20 protein-coding genes and 2 tRNA genes are annotated in these 16565 nt (G+C 38.1%); 18 read left to right on the top strand and 4 right to left on the bottom strand.

Features of this window, described 5'->3' with window-relative positions; translation table 11 throughout:
• The first annotated feature begins 70 nt into the window (after positions 1 to 70).
• From hemE to CDL10_RS08725, 6 genes are all read left to right on the top strand, one after another.
• The gene (hemE, locus tag CDL10_RS08700; RefSeq protein ID WP_100678170.1) at positions 71 to 1105 is read left to right on the top strand and encodes a uroporphyrinogen decarboxylase; all 1035 of its coding nucleotides are present in this window, start codon (positions 71 to 73) and stop codon (positions 1103 to 1105) included.
• A 144-nt stretch (positions 1106 to 1249) separates the two neighbouring features.
• Positions 1250 to 1609: a hypothetical protein gene (locus tag CDL10_RS08705; protein ID WP_100678171.1), complete on the top strand. Its 360-nt coding sequence runs from the start codon at positions 1250 to 1252 to the stop codon at positions 1607 to 1609.
• 44 nt (positions 1610 to 1653) lie between these two features.
• A complete protein-coding gene (gene hemF, locus CDL10_RS08710; RefSeq protein WP_100678172.1) occupies positions 1654 to 2559 on the top strand; it encodes an oxygen-dependent coproporphyrinogen oxidase in 906 nt (301 codons plus the stop codon).
• Positions 2547 to 3485 carry a DUF4421 family protein gene (locus tag CDL10_RS08715; protein ID WP_100678173.1) on the top strand — a complete coding sequence of 313 codons (939 nt, stop codon included), beginning with the start codon at positions 2547 to 2549 and terminating at the stop codon, positions 3483 to 3485. The genes hemF and CDL10_RS08715 overlap by 13 nt, the downstream gene beginning before the upstream one ends.
• Positions 3486 to 3523: 38 nt before the next feature.
• Positions 3524 to 4522: a porphobilinogen synthase gene (hemB, locus tag CDL10_RS08720; protein WP_100678174.1), complete on the top strand. Its 999-nt coding sequence runs from the start codon at positions 3524 to 3526 to the stop codon at positions 4520 to 4522.
• Positions 4523 to 4599: 77 nt separating this feature from the next.
• Entirely contained in the window at positions 4600 to 4992 is a 393-nt protein-coding gene (locus tag CDL10_RS08725) for a c-type cytochrome (RefSeq protein WP_100678175.1), read from the top strand.
• A gap of 19 nt (positions 4993 to 5011) precedes the next feature.
• On the opposite strand, the gene CDL10_RS08730 is transcribed toward CDL10_RS08725, so the two are convergent.
• Positions 5012 to 5737 carry a TrmH family RNA methyltransferase gene (locus CDL10_RS08730; RefSeq protein WP_100678176.1) on the bottom strand — a complete coding sequence of 242 codons (726 nt, stop codon included), beginning with the start codon at positions 5735 to 5737 and terminating at the stop codon, positions 5012 to 5014.
• Between the two features lie 26 nt (positions 5738 to 5763).
• Here CDL10_RS08730 and tamL point away from each other — a divergent pair, with 26 nt between their 5' ends.
• The 5 genes from tamL to CDL10_RS08755 all read left to right on the top strand — a co-directional run bounded on the left by tamL (position 5764) and on the right by CDL10_RS08755 (position 10597).
• Positions 5764 to 8304: a translocation and assembly module lipoprotein TamL gene (tamL, locus tag CDL10_RS08735; RefSeq protein WP_243389321.1), complete on the top strand. Its 2541-nt coding sequence runs from the start codon at positions 5764 to 5766 to the stop codon at positions 8302 to 8304.
• Between the two features lie 48 nt (positions 8305 to 8352).
• A complete protein-coding gene (gene fbaA / locus CDL10_RS08740; RefSeq protein ID WP_100678177.1) occupies positions 8353 to 9420 on the top strand; it encodes a class II fructose-bisphosphate aldolase in 1068 nt (355 codons plus the stop codon).
• A gap of 14 nt (positions 9421 to 9434) precedes the next feature.
• On the top strand, positions 9435 to 10298 hold the full coding sequence (gene accD / locus CDL10_RS08745) for an acetyl-CoA carboxylase, carboxyltransferase subunit beta (protein WP_100678178.1): 864 nt from the start codon (positions 9435 to 9437) through the stop codon (positions 10296 to 10298).
• Between the two features lie 127 nt (positions 10299 to 10425).
• Positions 10426 to 10498 (top strand) — tRNA-Gly (locus tag CDL10_RS08750).
• A 13-nt stretch (positions 10499 to 10511) separates the two neighbouring features.
• Positions 10512 to 10597 (top strand) — tRNA-Leu (locus CDL10_RS08755).
• A gap of 94 nt (positions 10598 to 10691) precedes the next feature.
• On the opposite strand, the gene CDL10_RS08760 is transcribed toward CDL10_RS08755, so the two are convergent.
• Positions 10692 to 11183 carry a DinB family protein gene (locus CDL10_RS08760; protein ID WP_100678702.1) on the bottom strand — a complete coding sequence of 164 codons (492 nt, stop codon included), beginning with the start codon at positions 11181 to 11183 and terminating at the stop codon, positions 10692 to 10694.
• 91 nt (positions 11184 to 11274) lie between these two features.
• A complete protein-coding gene (locus CDL10_RS08765) occupies positions 11275 to 11661 on the bottom strand; it encodes a Fur family transcriptional regulator (protein WP_100678179.1) in 387 nt (128 codons plus the stop codon).
• Positions 11662 to 11762: 101 nt separating this feature from the next.
• On the opposite strand from CDL10_RS08765, the gene CDL10_RS08770 reads away from it, so the two are divergent.
• From CDL10_RS08770 to CDL10_RS08795, 6 genes are all read left to right on the top strand, one after another.
• The gene (locus tag CDL10_RS08770) at positions 11763 to 12008 is read left to right on the top strand and encodes a hypothetical protein (protein ID WP_100678180.1); all 246 of its coding nucleotides are present in this window, start codon (positions 11763 to 11765) and stop codon (positions 12006 to 12008) included.
• A gap of 10 nt (positions 12009 to 12018) precedes the next feature.
• The gene (locus CDL10_RS08775; RefSeq protein WP_100678181.1) at positions 12019 to 12642 is read left to right on the top strand and encodes a class I SAM-dependent methyltransferase; all 624 of its coding nucleotides are present in this window, start codon (positions 12019 to 12021) and stop codon (positions 12640 to 12642) included.
• A gap of 88 nt (positions 12643 to 12730) precedes the next feature.
• Complete coding sequence (locus tag CDL10_RS08780; protein WP_100678703.1) at positions 12731 to 13639, top strand: NAD(P)/FAD-dependent oxidoreductase; 909 nt, start codon at positions 12731 to 12733, stop codon at positions 13637 to 13639.
• Positions 13640 to 13727: 88 nt separating this feature from the next.
• Positions 13728 to 13922, top strand: a complete 195-nt coding sequence (locus tag CDL10_RS08785; protein WP_100678182.1) for a hypothetical protein — start codon at positions 13728 to 13730, stop codon at positions 13920 to 13922.
• Positions 13923 to 13927: 5 nt separating this feature from the next.
• The gene (locus CDL10_RS08790) at positions 13928 to 14275 is read left to right on the top strand and encodes a hypothetical protein (RefSeq protein WP_100678183.1); all 348 of its coding nucleotides are present in this window, start codon (positions 13928 to 13930) and stop codon (positions 14273 to 14275) included.
• 5 nt (positions 14276 to 14280) lie between these two features.
• Positions 14281 to 15000, top strand: coding sequence for a GIN domain-containing protein (locus tag CDL10_RS08795; protein ID WP_100678184.1), 720 nt, complete (start codon positions 14281 to 14283; stop codon positions 14998 to 15000).
• A gap of 67 nt (positions 15001 to 15067) precedes the next feature.
• Here the strand turns inward: CDL10_RS08795 and CDL10_RS08800 are convergent, their stop codons facing one another.
• Positions 15068 to 15538, bottom strand: coding sequence for an META domain-containing protein (locus tag CDL10_RS08800; protein ID WP_100678185.1), 471 nt, complete (start codon positions 15536 to 15538; stop codon positions 15068 to 15070).
• Positions 15539 to 15727: 189 nt separating this feature from the next.
• Between CDL10_RS08800 and CDL10_RS08805 the strand changes: the two genes are divergently transcribed.
• The gene (locus CDL10_RS08805) at positions 15728 to 16558 is read left to right on the top strand and encodes a CvfB family protein (RefSeq protein ID WP_100678186.1); all 831 of its coding nucleotides are present in this window, start codon (positions 15728 to 15730) and stop codon (positions 16556 to 16558) included.
• Positions 16559 to 16565: the final 7 nt, after the last annotated feature.

Raw genomic sequence — 16565 nt, forward strand, 5'->3', positions numbered from 1 at the left:
CCATAAGCAAAATTAACACAAACAATTTGGCTTGAAGCATAGAGCTTAAAGCCTAAAGCTAAATAAAAAAATGATAAAAAACGATTTATTTCTAAGAGCTTTAAAAGGCGAAACCGTAGAGCGTCCGCCAGTTTGGATGATGCGTCAGGCAGGAAGATACTTGCCTGAATTTAGAGCGTTACGTGACAAATACGATTTCTTTACCCGTTGCAGAATGCCCGAAATTGCTGCTGAAATCACGGTGCAGCCTATCAGAATTGTAAAACCCGATGCCGCGATCTTATTTTCGGATATTTTAGTTGTTCCACAAGCGATGAACATCGAAGTAGAAATGAAAGAAAACGTAGGACCTTGGTTGCCAAATCCTATTCGTTCGGCGGCTGATGTTGAGCAGGTTATCGTTCCAAATATCGAGGAAACGTTGGGTTATGTTATGGATGCCATTAAAGTAACCAAAGAAATGCTGAACGATGAAGTTCCACTGATTGGTTTTGCCGGTTCTCCGTGGACGATCTTCTGTTATGCCGTGGAAGGAAAAGGTTCTAAAGCATTTGATAAAGCCAAAGGCTTCTGTTTCTCACAACCAGAAGCAGCGCACGCTTTATTGCAGAAAATTACCGATACCACTATTTTATATTTAAAAGAAAAGGTAAAAGCAGGTGTAAATGCCGTTCAAATCTTTGATTCGTGGGGCGGAATGCTTTCTCCGGTTGATTATCAGGAATTTTCGTGGAAATACATCAATCAGATTGTGGAAGCATTGGCAGATGAAACCGAAGTAATCGTTTTCGGAAAAGGATGTTGGTTTGCTTTAAACGATATGGCAAAATCAAAAGCATCTGCTTTAGGTGTTGATTGGACGTGCTCGGCTCGAAATGCTCGTTATTTATCAGGAGGAAATATTACCCTACAAGGAAATTTTGATCCATCGAGATTGCTTTCGCCAATTCCGACTATTAAAAAAATGGTAAATGAAATGATTGATGAATTCGGAAAAGACAAATATATCGTAAATCTCGGGCACGGAATTTTACCTAACATTCCTGTTGACCACGCCAAAGCGTTTATTGAAGCGGTTAAGGAATACACTCCTACAAGGTTTTAGGAGTACAAGTGGTCAATAGATTCGTCAGTTCGAGTAACGAAGTGTATCGAGAACTTCTCGATATGATTTTTTTCAAAAATCTACTCGAAGTGACGTATTTAAAAAACTTCATCAACTTTGAACATTAAACCTTAAACAAAATATATGCTCACAAGTAAAAAAGACGAAATACAACAACGTTTAAATTCCATTTTGGAAAAACTCTCGGGAATTACATTTATGCCTGAAAATTGGAAAGAAGATGTTTTTTGGACAACGATAGAAGAAGCTGGTTTATCAAAATATGATGTGTTGGAACAAGAAGAAAACTTGTTTTTTCAACAGTTGGTCGATTTGCAATTCCCTTGGGAACAAATGGAAAAGTTAGCTGATATTCTGGTAGCTTTAGATAGCCATCAACCCAATCAAGCAATTAAAGAACGAGCTAAACATTTGTATCAATTCATTCAAGACGAAAGTAAAATGTTTTCCTTTGAGATTATGAATAAGATGGGAAAGTTGTAGGAATTTCCTGCAAACATTTAATAAACTTGTAAAAACAAAAAAATATGAAAGAAAAATTTTATAATTACATTCAACAATTACAAAATACCATCACTTCTAAATTAGAGGAAGTTGACGGTGTAGCTAAATTCCGCGAGGATATTTGGGAACGCCCAGAAGGCGGCGGCGGACAAACCCGTGTGATTGAAAATGGCAACGTTTTTGAAAAAGGCGGCGTAAATATTTCAGCCGTTCACGGAAAATTGCCAGAAAGTATGCAAAAGATGTTCAACGTGGGCGAAGCCGATTTTTTTGCCTGCGGATTGAGTTTGGTCATTCATCCCAAAAACCCGATGGTGCCTACGGTGCATGCCAATTGGCGTTATTTTGAAATGTATGACAATGCCGGAAATGTAATTAACAGTTGGTTTGGCGGCGGACAAGATTTAACACCTTATTATTTGTTTGAAGAAGATGCCACACATTTTCATCAAATTTGTAAAACCGCTTGCGATAAGCACAATCCGGAGTTTTACCCAAAATACAAGAAAACGTGCGACGAATATTTTTGGAATGCACACCGTAACGAAGCTCGCGGAATTGGTGGTTTGTTCTTTGATCATTTAGTGGAAAACGAAACAATGTCAATGGAAGATTGGTACAATTTTGTTACCGAAGTCGGAAACAGCTTTTTAGAAAGTTATGTTCCAATTGTAGAACGAAGAAAAGATTTACCTTACACCGAAGCACAACGAAATTGGCAAGAAATCCGTCGTGGTCGTTATGTAGAATTCAATTTGGTACATGACAAAGGAACGTTATTCGGACTAAAAACAAACGGAAGAATTGAAAGTATTTTGATGAGTTTACCACCGCATGTTCAATGGATTTATGATTATCATCCAGAACCAGGTTCAGAAGAAGAAAAATTAATAAATGTGTTAGAAAATCCTAAAGAATGGATAAATTAATTTGGTTTTGTCTCTTTTTGCTTTTTTCATTACGTGTTGTTGCTCAGAATGATACGTTGAATACTTATGCCGTTTCGTATGATGAAAAAGTAGTGGCGAGTATCACTTATCAAAACAGTTCCAATACTTTTTTTATAAATTATGCTGAAGATGCAGATTCCTACAAAGCCGAGTTTATTCCTAATACACAGCAACGATTGGTTGCGGGTTTAACCTATAAAATGATTGACGTTTCGTTTGGATATACACCAAATTTCATGAAAAACGATGGGTCAAAATTAGAATCGAATAATTTTAATTTAGGCTTTCGATTCAATTACAAAAAATGGTATCAATCGTTAACATTCATCAATCAGAAAGGTTTTTTTGTAGATTATAAAGATTTTGAAAGGTTTTACATGCCTCGTTTTCGCTCTACAAAAATTGGTGGAACTACCTCGTATGTATTCAACGATAAATTTTCATACAAAACCATTTTCAATCAAAATCAGTGGCAACTAAAAAGTGCCGGGAGTTTTGTGCCAAACTTTTCGGTTTATTATACCAATTTAACATCAAAAGAAACAAGCGAACATTTGCATATTGATATGTACACATTTTCGCTGGCTCCATCTTATCATTATAATTGGGTGATTGGTCAAAAATTTTTGGTTTCGGCAGGTTTGCTAGTTGGTGCAGGAATAAGTGTTTCAGGTAAAGACGTAACGCCATTGTATGAAATATCAACAAATATTAAATTGGGTTACAATACTAATTCGTTTTTTACCTATTTAGGAATAAACAGCACGAGCTTTTTTCAAGAAGAAGATAAAAGTCAATTAAACGACTCATTTTCTGATTTAAAATTAGCAGTTGGTTACCGATTTGATCCACCCAAAAAGGTAAAAAAAGTTTATGATGATATAACCCGAAAAATTGGGTTTTAATTTAAAATTATGTTTCAGTCAGATAAAAATAAAAAACTATGTTCCCATTACACAGAGGCAGAAGATTAAGACAAAACGAATCCATAAGAAGTTTAGTTCGTGAAACCAATTTAAGTCCGGCAGATTTTATGTTCCCGATGTTTATCGTTGAGGGCGAAAATCAAGAAATCGAAATTCCGTCAATGCCCGGAATTTTTCGCCGTTCGATAGATTTAACCGTAAAAGAAGTACAAGAATTATTTGATTTAGGTATTCGGGCTGTAAATATTTACGTAAAAGTAAGCGACGATTTAAAGGACAATACAGGAAAAGAAGCGTGGAACCCCGATGGATTGATGCAACGTGCCATTCGTGCCATTAAAGCAGCAGTTCCTGAAATGATTGTAATGCCCGATGTAGCTTTAGATCCGTATTCTATGTACGGACACGACGGTATCATTAAAAACGGAGAAGTTGAAAACGATTCCACCGTAGATGCTTTAGTAAAAATGGCGGTTTCGCACGCCCAAGCCGGAGCTGATTTTGTTGCACCAAGCGATATGATGGATGGCAGAGTTTTACGTTTACGCGAAGGATTGGACGCAGCAGGATTCCAAAATGTGGGCATTATGAGTTATTCCGCCAAATACGCATCTGCATTTTACGGACCTTTCCGTGACGCGTTGGATTCAGCTCCAAAAGAAACGGGAGAAGTTGTTCCAAAAGACAAGAAAACGTATCAAATGGATTACGCCAACCGCATCGAAGCGATTAAAGAAGCTGTTTGGGATGCCGAAGAAGGTGCGGATATGGTTATGGTAAAACCCGGAACGGCTTATTTGGATATTGTCCGTGAAGTGAAAGATGCTGTAAACATTCCGGTTGCGGTATATCACGTTTCGGGCGAATATGCGATGATTAAAGCAGCGGCAGAAAAAGGCTGGTTAGATCACGATAAAATTATGATGGAACAATTAATGTGTATTAAACGTGCGGGTGCAAGTTTGATTTCAACCTATTTTGCGAAAGAGGCGGCGGTGTTGTTACGTAACCAATAGTTAAAAATTCGTTAGCACACCCAGTTTATTTTTCACAAGCCTCTGTATTTCCGTATCTTTACGCAAAACTAACAACAATGAAAAAACTATTCATTTTAGGCTTACTCACCGCGGGATTAATATCTTGCGGTAACAAAGAAGAAAAAAAAGAAAATCTTTATCCGGAAAAGGTTTTAACTCCTGAAGAACAATTAATTGCCGATGGAAAAAATCTTTTCAACAGCAACAAAGCAGCTTGTTTTTCATGTCATCAACCGGATAAAAAAGTGATTGGACCAAGTATCAAGGAAATTGCAAAAATTTACAAAGAACAAAACGGTGATATGATTGCTTTTTTACGCAAACAAGCCGACCCGATTGTTGACCCGTCACAATATAGTGTTATGGAAACCAATTTTGCCATTCTAAAAACAATGAGCGACGAAGAAATAAAATCATTGGAAGCATATATGATGAGTGTTTTGGAGTAAACTCAAAACACTTTTTCTTTTATCCCCTTCTGAATTCACTCAGGACAATCGCAGTAGCAGTAGCTACATTCAGACTTTCGGTTTGCTGTATATTGCCAAAACGCGGAATCGAAATTCTTTCGGTTACCAATCGTTCAATTTCTTCCGAAATACCATTGGCCTCGTTGCCCATTACGATAATGCCTTCTTTCGGTAACGATTGTTGGTAAACGTTTTTTCCGTCCATGAATGTGCCGTAAACCGGGCGGGGTGTTTTTTGCAGATAATCCGGTAAATGGTCATAAACGATATTCACTCTCGTGACAGAACCCATTGTCGATTGTACCACTTTCGGGTTATACACATCAACCGTTTCGGGGCTGCACAGCAAATGCTCAATTCCGAACCAATCGCACAAACGAATGATTGTACCCAGATTTCCAGGGTCACGAACGGCGTCTAAAGCAACTGTGAGTCCGTTTTCGGGAATCGGTTGTGTTTTTTTCTGTTCAAAAATTGCCAGACAAGTGTTTGGTGTCGTCAGTGAACTGATTTTTTTCAATTCCTGTTCGGTAATTAACGTTACCTTATGCTGAGGGGCTACAAAATGTACATCTTTAGTCGTATATAAATGGTACAAAACCAAATCAGACAACAGCAACTCCTCCACTCCTTTTATACCTTCGACAACAAAAAGCAGGTGTTCGTTTCTGTACTTTTTTTGTTTTAAATTTGTTATAAATTTAATTTGATTTTTACTAAGCATAAAAAGATTGTATTTTTACCAACTGTATGAGAAACTTTGTCCCAAAAATAATAATTTTAATCGGAATAAGCCTTTTATTCGTCGGTTGTTCTGTCGTCAAAAAAGTACCCGACGGCAAATATTTACTGGATAATAACGAACTTATTGTCAATGGTAAAAAAGAAAGCAGCGATAAACTAACCGGATTGTTGTACCAACAACCCAACGGAAAAGTATTGGGTACAAAGCTGCGTTTGCAACTCTACAACATGGCAAAAGACCAGCCGGATTCGCTTTATCGCAAATGGCTGGACGAAAATCCAAAAAAGAGAGACCGGCTTACCAGCTTGATTTCTGCCAAGCAAACCGACAGAATGGCAAACTCTTTTCTCATTTCCGGTTTCAGCAATATACTTAAAAGTTTAGGCGAAGCACCTGTAATCCTGAACGAAGAACGTACAGAAAGGTCAGTTACGCGATTGAAGAATTATTATCACAACAACGGTTATTTTAATGCGACGGTCGAGTCTTCCACAGATACCACCGAATATAAAAAAGCTACAGTCCGTTATGAGATAAATACTCAAAGACCTTTTTTCATTGATAGCATCAGTTATAAAGTGCAGTCACCGGAACTGTTAAAACTGTATGAAAGAACGCAAAAATATAGTCTCATTAAAAGTGGCGAGCAATATAATGCGGCAACGTTAGACGATGAAAGAGACCGGATTGCCGGTTTTTTCAGAAATAACGGAGCGTATGATTTTCAGAAAAACTATATCAATTATGAAATCGACTCGCTCAAACAAAACAACAAAGCCGATTTGATGGTATTGATTGAAAATCAATCAATAAGAACCAGCGACACGATAGCCACGCAGCCTTTCCGATTGTACACCATCAACAAAGTCAGCTATCATATTACCCAAAATCCAACAAACCGAAATAACCTTTCAGACAGCACCTATTATCAAGGTGTACATATTTACTCAGACGGACCGCTGAGGTTTAAACCCAAGACTATCGTTAATGCTAATTTCATTCAGCCTAATGCTAAATTCAGCGATTTCAGCCGGAATATGACTTCCCGGTCATTCGCTGCATTGCAGTCATTCAGTTATCCGGGAATAGAATTTATTAAAACGCCCGGCGACACAACCGGTACGCTTTTAGATGCCAGAATATTATTAATTCCACTGAAAAAAGGACAGCTCAACCCAGCTTTGAATGCCACTCATTCCAACATTCAACAGGTCGGGCTGGAAGGTTCACTTGGCTTTACTTTCAGAAATGTCTTTCGCGGAGCCGAAAATCTGAACCTCAGCGTTCACGGCAACATCGGTTCATCTGCCAGCAGATACCGCGGCGGACGGAATACCTTTTTTGACATTTTGGAATATGGTGCTGATGCCAGATTAAGTTTCCCGAGATTTTTGTTTTTTGGCGGAACAGATAAAATTCTGCCAAGAAGAATGTTTCCTACCACACATATCAGTCTGGGGTATTCCAGTCAGCGGAATATTGGTTTGGATAAACAAAACCTGACTTCGGTATTTAATTACAGCTGGACACCGAGCCGTCAGAATGGTTTCAGTTTTGATGTACTCAATCTGCAATATGTACAAAATCTGAACCCGGATAATTACTTTAATGTCTATCGTTCGTCATACAACCGATTGAATGAAATTGCCGAAGGTTCGAGTGCCGCCCCGGAATATTTTGACGAAAACGGAAACCTGAACATTTCTGACGGCGGAACCGACCATTTTATTGACGACGTTTTGGCAGGCGAAATTCCGTTAAATAATAATGACTATAATGCTGTTCGGAGTATTTCCGAAAGAAAAGACAGGTTATCTGAAAACAACCTGATTCTCGCAAGCAGCCTGACATTCACGCGTTCAACCAGATACAACCTGGACGACCAGGATTTTTATACTCTCAGAGCCAAACTGGAAAGTGCAGGAAATTTCATGAACCTCATTGCTAAAAAAGAGCGGGAAGACGGAACCGAGACTTTTCTGGATATTGCTTATTCTCAGTATGTAAAAGCAGAATTAGACTTTGTTAAATACTTTAAAATCAATAATAAACAAGTATTTGCATTCAGAGCGTTTGGAGGTATCGCTATTCCGTACGGCAATTCCAACAGTATTCCGTTTTCACGAAGTTATTTTGCCGGAGGAACCAACGACAACAGAGCGTGGCAGTCATATAATTTAGGGCCGGGACGTAGCGGAGGAGTCAACGATTTTAACGAGGCAAACTTAAAACTGGCATTGAGCACCGAATACCGCTTTAACGTTGCCGGACCATGGAATCTGGCACTCTTTGTCGATGCCGGAAACATCTGGAACGTACTCGATAATGTGGACGACCCTGAAATGACTTTCAACGGATTCAGCTCATTGCAGGATTTGGCTGTCGGAAGTGGAATCGGGCTTCGGTATGACCTTAGCTTCTTTATTATCCGCCTCGACGTTGGTTTCAAAACCTACAATCCCGCCAAAGACCCAGGCGAAAAATGGTTCAGAGAGCTCAATTTGAGCAAGGCAGTATTTAATATCGGAATTAATCATCCTTTTTAATAAAATTCTTACTTTTGTAAAAACAAATAAATTTATTTTCTCATAGGTATGGCTCATAATATTAAGCCCGGTGTTGCTACCGGAAATCAGGTTCAGGAAATATTTAACTATGCAAAGGAAAAAGGTTTTGCCCTTCCGGCAGTGAACGTAACCAGTTCCAGCACCATCAACGCAGCAATGGAAACCGCTGCTAAACTCAATTCGCCTATTATCATTCAATTTTCAAATGGCGGAGGTTGTTTTATGGCAGGAAAAGGTTTGAGCAACGACAACCAGCAAGCTGCCATAGCAGGTTCTATTGCCGGTGCCAAGCAAGTGCATGAATTGGCAGAATTATATGGAGCAACGGTTATTTTACATACCGACCATTGTGCCAAAAAACTATTGCCTTGGATTGACGGACTGCTTGATGCCAGCGAAAAATATTTTGAGCAAAACGGCAAACCACTCTTTTCTTCTCACATGATTGACTTATCGGAAGAACCGCTTGAAGAAAATATTGAGATTTCTAAACAATATTTAGAAAGAATGAGTAAATTAGGTATGACCCTCGAAATCGAATTGGGAATTACCGGAGGCGAAGAAGACGGTGTGGACAACACCGATGTAGATTCTTCCAAGCTATATACCCAGCCGGAAGAAGTAGCTTATGCCTACGAAGAATTAAAGAAAATTTCTGCCCGGTTTACTATTGCGGCAGCATTTGGAAATGTGCACGGCGTGTATAAACCCGGAAATGTAAAACTTACCCCGAAAATATTAGACAATTCACAGAAATATATTGAGAACAAATTCAACACCGGTAAAAATCCGGTAGATTTTGTTTTTCACGGCGGTTCCGGTTCAACGGTTGAAGACATTCGCGAAGCTATTTCGTATGGTGTCATCAAAATGAACCTTGACACCGACTTGCAATTTGCTTTCACTGCCGGTGCAAGAGATTACATCAGCAATAAAATCGATTATTTAAAAACACAAATCGGTAATCCGGAAGGCGATGATTTGCCGAACAAAAAATATTACGACCCGAGAATCTGGCTGAGAGACGCTGAATTATCATTCGTAAAAAGATTAGAAGAATCTTTTGCTGATTTGAATAATATCAATACATTATAAAAACAAAGACTACTATGGCATTAGATTGGTTTAAACGAAAGGATAAAGGGATTACAACCCCTACAGAGAGTAAAAAAGACACGCCGAAAGGTCTTTGGCACAAAACACCAACGGGCAAGGTCATCGACACCGACGAGTTGGAAGGAAATTCTTGGGTTAGTCCCGAAGATGACTACCATGTGAGAATTGGCAGCCGGGAATATTTCCAGATTTTGTTCGATGACAATAAGTACAAAGAGTTATTTGCCAATATTGAATCCAAAGACCCATTAAAGTTTCAGGATACGAAAAAATATACCGAAAGGCTGAAAGAGGCACAGAAAAAAACCAAACTGAAAGACGCCGTTAAAGTTGCCGTAGGGAAATCCAAAGGCAAAGAGTTGGTCGTTGCCGCTATGGATTTCGCCTTTATCGGAGGATCGATGGGAGCTGTTGTCGGGGAAAAAATAGCCCGTGCTATTGACTATTCGCTACAAAACAATATTCCGTTTATGATGATTTCCAAATCGGGAGGAGCAAGAATGATGGAAGCTGCTTATTCTTTGATGCAAATGGCGAAAACTTCTGCCAAACTTGCCCGGTTGGACGAAGCAAAAATTCCGTACATTTCGCTTTGTACCGACCCGACAACCGGAGGAATTACCGCTTCTTTTGCTATGCTGGGCGACATCAATATCGCAGAACCGGGAGCTTTGATTGGTTTTGCCGGTCCTCGCGTGGTTAAAGACACCACCGGAAAAGACTTGCCGGAAGGTTTTCAGACTTCGGAATTTTTGTTGGAACATGGCTTTTTAGACCAAATTGTACACCGCAAACAACTAAAAAATAAAGTAAATTTATACCTCGACCTGGTTTTAAACAGACCGGTAAGAAACTAATTGTGAGCAAATAGCGTTTTTTGTCCCGAACCCGGGACAAAAATTCGCAAAAATTATTTAAAAAAAGTTTGCCAGTGATTCAAAATATTATAGATTTGCAGTCACAAAATAAGTCCTAAGACATCTTGCGAAAATAGCTCAGTTGGTAGAGCGCCACCTTGCCAAGGTGGAGGTCGCGGGTTCGAATCCCGTTTTTCGCTCTGTTTATTTCACGCTCGAGTGGTGGAATTGGTAGACACGCTGGACTTAAAATCCAGTGAGCAGTAATGTTCGTGCGGGTTCAAGTCCCGCCTCGAGTACATAAAGCCTGATGATTTTTCATCAGGCTTTTTTGTTTATATTTTTGGTATAATACTAAATAAGTCTCTTTCGACTCGAACCAACGATTACCTTTTACTTTTCATCGGCAGAAGGGCCGTAAATTCCGGGTACAGGAATGTCGAGTAATCGCATATAAACGGTAAGTTGTCCTCTGTGATGAATCAAATGATTGGTTACAATGAAACGCAATACTGCTGTTTTAGGCATTTGAGCTATGATATGATCACCTGCTTTTAACGTCCACGGATCGAAAACGATTTTCTCGTCCATCGATGCTATTATCTCTTTGTTTCTTTCAAAACCTTTGTTCAATCTTTCAATCAGTTCATCAACTGTTGTTAAGGCTGAAGGTACATAATCGGTATGAAAATCAAAAGTATCTTTGGTAAGTGCAAATTCCACCCAATCGTGCAATTCTACAATATGATTTGCCAATTGCCCCAAAGTCATTGATTTTTCGTGAGGTTTCCAGCCAAAATCATCATTTCTCAGGTTTTTTAAAATACGTAGCGTGTTGTCTTTTTCACGCTCTAGTTCAATCTGTAATGCTTTTTGAATGCTCATAATTATTTTGAATTGAATTTTATCAAAGTTAATCATTTATGCAGTTTAAATTCCCCCCTTGAAACCATTAAAAAAATTCTTTCCAGAAAAACTAGCAACACCGAGGACAAACCCCTGACACTGTAAAATTAACGCTGTGCATCTTATACTTTTCCGGCAATTTAAAAGAAGGTTCAACCTCTTCAAGGCAAGTTACTGCATGACATTGTTCACAGCTAAAATGAATATGGTTATGATGATGATGATGATCGGCAGAGGAACAATCGTGACAAGCAGCATATTTAACCACACCATCAATATTGACAATTTTATGTATGAAACCTTCGGTTATCAATCGGTCTAATACCCGATAAATTGTCACTCTATCACAAAAATCGTCTAAAAACTCGTGGATTTCCGAATGTGATAATGCCGTTTTTGAATCAGTTATAATATTAAGTATCTTGGTCTTAGCGGCTGTATTTCTACTTTTTTTCATTTTAATATTATTTATTTACGCAACAAAGTTGCATTTACAAATATAATATATATTTTTGCAATAGAGTTGCATTAGTGAATTTACTAACTAAATTAAAAAAAATGATAGAAGTTTTTACCACAAATATTCAAAGTGAAATTCAGGCAATCCGCGTATTAGAAATACTGGAAAAAAATTTCCCTGAACAAAAAATCAATTTTGATCTGAATGAAACCAATCTTCCTTACCCTTGCGGACATACAATTTTAAGAATTGAGGGAAAGATAATAAATGTAGAAAAAGTACTGTCAATCGTAAATAGATCAGGATTTAGGTGCGATATTTTGGAAGATAAAGTTTGTAATTAACACATATACTATGATTGAATTTTGGGAAGAAGCCTTTAAAGACAAACAGGAAATGTGGGGATTTCAACCGGCAAAGTCCGCTGTATTGGCAAAAGATTTCTTTGTAAAAAAAGCTATTAAAAACGTCCTTATCCCCGGGATTGGTTATGGGCGGAATGCACAAATTTTCAGAGAAAACGGAATGGACGTATCAGGAATTGAAATATCCAAAACCGCTATTGAACTGGCAAAAAAACATTACGGAACGGAAATGGTCATTCACCACGGTTCTGTAACGGATATGCCTTTTGACAATAACCAATACGACGGGATATTTTGTTATGCGTTAATTCACTTATTAGATAGTAAAGAAAGAGCAAAACTAATAGCTGATTGCTACTGCCAATTAGCCGAAAACGGTTATATGATTTTTACAACGATCACGAAAAAAGCCCAAACTTACGGACAGGGAAAACAAATCGGAAAAGATCGCTTCGAAATGTTTGGCGGGGTGCAACTATTCTTTTATGACAAAGAAACCATACAGGAAGAATTCGGACAATACGGCTTGCTTGAAATTACAGAAGTAAACGAAAATTATCCTTTCTATTTGATAAAATGCCAAAAAACGAACATTAACAAATATGAGCAATAAAATAACCAGACGTGAAATCATCAAACAAGGAGGGCTTGCTTTAACGGCATTGGCACTACCATTAACAACTTTTACAAAACTTGACAATATGAAAGATAATAAAGAATTTGATGTAATCATCATAGGCGGGAGCTATGCTGGGCTTTCTGCAGCAATGGCATTAGGCCGTTCAATGAGAAATGTTTTGATTATCGACAGCGGAAAACCTTGCAACCGCTACACACCACATTCGCATAATTTTATTACACAAGACGGAGCCGTACCAGCTGAAATTACTACTAAAGCTAAAGAACAAGTCTTGAAATACGATACTGTAAAATTTCATCAGGGTATGGCTGTCAGTGGAAAGAAAACAGGAAACGGTTTTGAAATAACCATAGATTCAGGCGAAAAATTTTCTTCTAAAAAACTTGTTTTCGCAACCGGAGTAAAAGATATTTTTCCCGATATAAAAGGTTTTCAAGATTGTTGGGGAAAGACCGTAATTCATTGTCCCTATTGCCACGGTTATGAATTTAAAGGAGAAAAAACAGCTATTCTGGCTAACGGTGAACGGGCTTTTCACGTAGCGGCTTTGGTCAATAATCTTACAGACAAAATTACCATTATTACACAAGGAAACCCCGATTTTAAAGAAGAGCAATTAATAAAATTACAGAAAAATAAAATCCAGATTATTGAAAAGGAAGTAGCCGAAATTAAACATCAAAACGGAGAAGTAGAAGCTCTGATTTTCAAAGACGGGACAAAAGAAAATGTAAGTGCGGTGTATGCGTCAATTCCGTTTGAGCAACATTGCAAAATTCCATTGGATTTAGGTTGTGAAATCACTGAAATGGGGCATATCAAAGTAGATCTGTTTCAAAAAACGACAATTCCCGGTATGTATGCCTGTGGAGATAATTCCAGCCCCATGCGTTCGGTCGCGAATGCCGTAGCTACAGGAAATTTAACAGGTGCAATGGTCAACCATGAGATAACAGCAGAAGAATTTTAAATTCTTTTTCTACTTGGTTATCTTCTTACTAAACATCAATATATTTTTGTAACTTCGTGCAAATTTTCGCCAGCTAAAATTATAGATTATGAAAGAAAAAACAGCTTTATTTATCGCCTGCTTAATCATTGGTTTCGGGTTTGGAGCCATTCTTTATTTTATGGATTTGGTCAAAAACACCAAAGATTTTTTTAGCTATTCCATTACTTTCGGAATTAGTATGTTTTTGTTTGAACTGTTTGTTCGACCTGCAATTGATAAAGCATTTAAAAAAGAGAAATAATCGCTATGGCAACTTTTGTGATTACTAAAAACGCACACGGTAAATATAAACTGGCTTACCACGATTACAAAGGCACCGCTATCGCTGTCGGCGGGGCATTAGAATCAAAAGAAGAATGTTTCTTGGTCATTGATGAATTCAAACAAGATTTTCATCGTGCAGACATTTCTTCATTGAGAACCCCAAAAGACCAGCATTATTTTCAGATGCAACTCGACGAAGAAGTCATTTTTAAGAGCCGAAAGTTTAATACCTTGTTAAGAATGGAAAAAGCCTTGGAGGATTTCAAAAAAAATTTCGTACCTTCGGAGGTATTAGATTTTACAGAAAATATTTTTGAACCTCATACCTGATTATTATGAAAAAATTGATTGTACTATTGGTACTTACTTTTGCCGTTGCCGGCTCAGCTTATGCACAAAGAAAAGCCCGCGGAAACGGTAATGTTATTGATCGCGAAAGGCGAATTCCGGAATTCGACAAAGTAAAAATCGACGGGGACTTTGAAGTGGTTTTTCTCAATAACGAGTTTGATAAAAAAATTGTTATGCACGGCGATGCCAACCTTCAAGGTTTGATTCTAGCCAAGGTGGAAGACGGCGTACTATCCATCGGATACAAAGGTGAGGTGGAAATTCTCGAACAAACCGTTCCGTTGAAAGTGACTATTCCTACCCGTTCGGTAGTTGAAATAACCAATTCCGGCAGTGGGGTAGTACGGAATATGGGCATTATAGAAGCAGAAAATCTCGTGTTGAGCAATACGGGCGAAGGCTCACTTGAGCTGAACATCAAAACGCAAAACAGTACTATTAACCTGACAGGTAGCGGAAAAATCGTTTTGTCAGGACGCAGCAACACGGCAACGTTTAAAAATAACGGCTCCGGTGTGATTGATGGCAAAGAAATGTCGGTCTTTTTCTCAGAAATCACTGTAGACGGTTCCGGAAATATTTACACCAATACCCTCAACGGAATTGACGGAAATATTAACGGTAGCGGAAACATTTATTACAAAGTAACTAAAACTGTCAGCGTAGAAGAAAACGGTACCGGAAAAGCATTGCGTTTCTTTTAATTTATTGATTTTATACGAAATCAACAAACCTCACAGATTTTAAAACTTGTGAGGTTTATTGTTTGGTTCATTCCGCCACCGCTTCAAAACGGGCAGTAACCACATCTTTGTCGTTGCTCAATGTTAACGCATCTCCTTCTGCATGAAGACTTTTTGCATTATTCAATGCTTCTAAAAACCCCTGTTCTACTTCCAGATTAGGACAAGCCATTTGTGTCGCACCGACACCAGTAAATCTCACTCCGTTGTCGTCAAACATTTCAACATTTCCACCAAAATTATTACAACCTAAGTTTCCGGAAACACGATTATCTTCCTGAAAAATAATATGCGGTTTTTTGTTAAATGTCGAATCCAGAACAATAACCTCGCCACCCAACTCGGTTAATCTCCATTCCTTGTCATAAATATCAAGACTTGCGGATTGATTATCCACCGATTGCTCAGTAGCCATATTGTCAGCCTCTTCATTTTGCTTGTTGTTATTACAAGCCATTACTGTCGTTGCCAATGCAACAATAAAAATGTATTTTTTCATAACTCAAAAATATTATTAATACTAATACCATTAATTATCACAACAAAGTTAACAAAACTTATTCGCTAAAAATAAAAAAGCGGTTCATTTCCTAAAAATGAATTATGGTTCGATATTTGTACCATATATAATAATTTAGCCGCTTTGTCGGTTAAACCATACATAAGTTTGTATTTTTGTAAAAATTAAATCATGAAAACAGGCGAATACAATACGCTAAAAATAGACCGGAGAACTACTGTCGGACTGTATTTAACAGACGGCAATGAAGATGTTCTTTTGCCGAATAAATATATTCCTGCCAGAATCGATATGGACGAAGAAATTACTGTGTTCGTTTATCTCGACCAGCAGGAACGCAAGGTCGCCACCACGCTCGAACCGAAAATTTACCTCAACGAATTTGCTTTGCTCAAAGTGAATTATGTCAATGAAATCGGAGCATTTCTGGATTGGGGCTTAGAAAAAGATTTGTTTGTACCATTTAGGGAACAAGCCCGGAAAATGGAAGCAGGCAAGTGGTATGTCGTATACATGTATCTCGACGAAAAAACTGGTCGGTTAGTAGCTTCGTCCAAGCTGAATCAATTTCTGGACAATAAAAATCTGACGGTTTCCGAAGGCGATGAGGCAGATTTAATCGTTACACATATTACCGAAGCCGGCATTAATGTTATTATCAATGAGAAACACAAAGGTTTGTTATACAAAAACGAAGTGTTTGAAGATTTGAGAACCGGCGACCGCATTATCGGCTATATCAAAAAAATCCGTCCGGACGGAAAAATAGATGTTTCGCGCCGTCCTCTGGGCGTAGCAAACCTTGAGCAATCAGCTCAGGAAGTGTATGATTATCTCAAACAAAATAAAGGATTTATACCACTCACAGACAAAAGTAATCCGGAGGAAATCAAAGACTTGCTAGAGATGAGTAAAAAGTCGTTCAAAAAAGCGATTGGTATTTTATATAAAGAAAAAAAAGTAGATTTACGCCCGGACGGGGTTTATCTGCTTAAATAATTAGAAT

It is taken from the genome of Avrilella dinanensis, assembly GCF_002807015.1.
Classification (GTDB): domain Bacteria; phylum Bacteroidota; class Bacteroidia; order Flavobacteriales; family Flavobacteriaceae; genus Flavobacterium; species Flavobacterium dinanensis.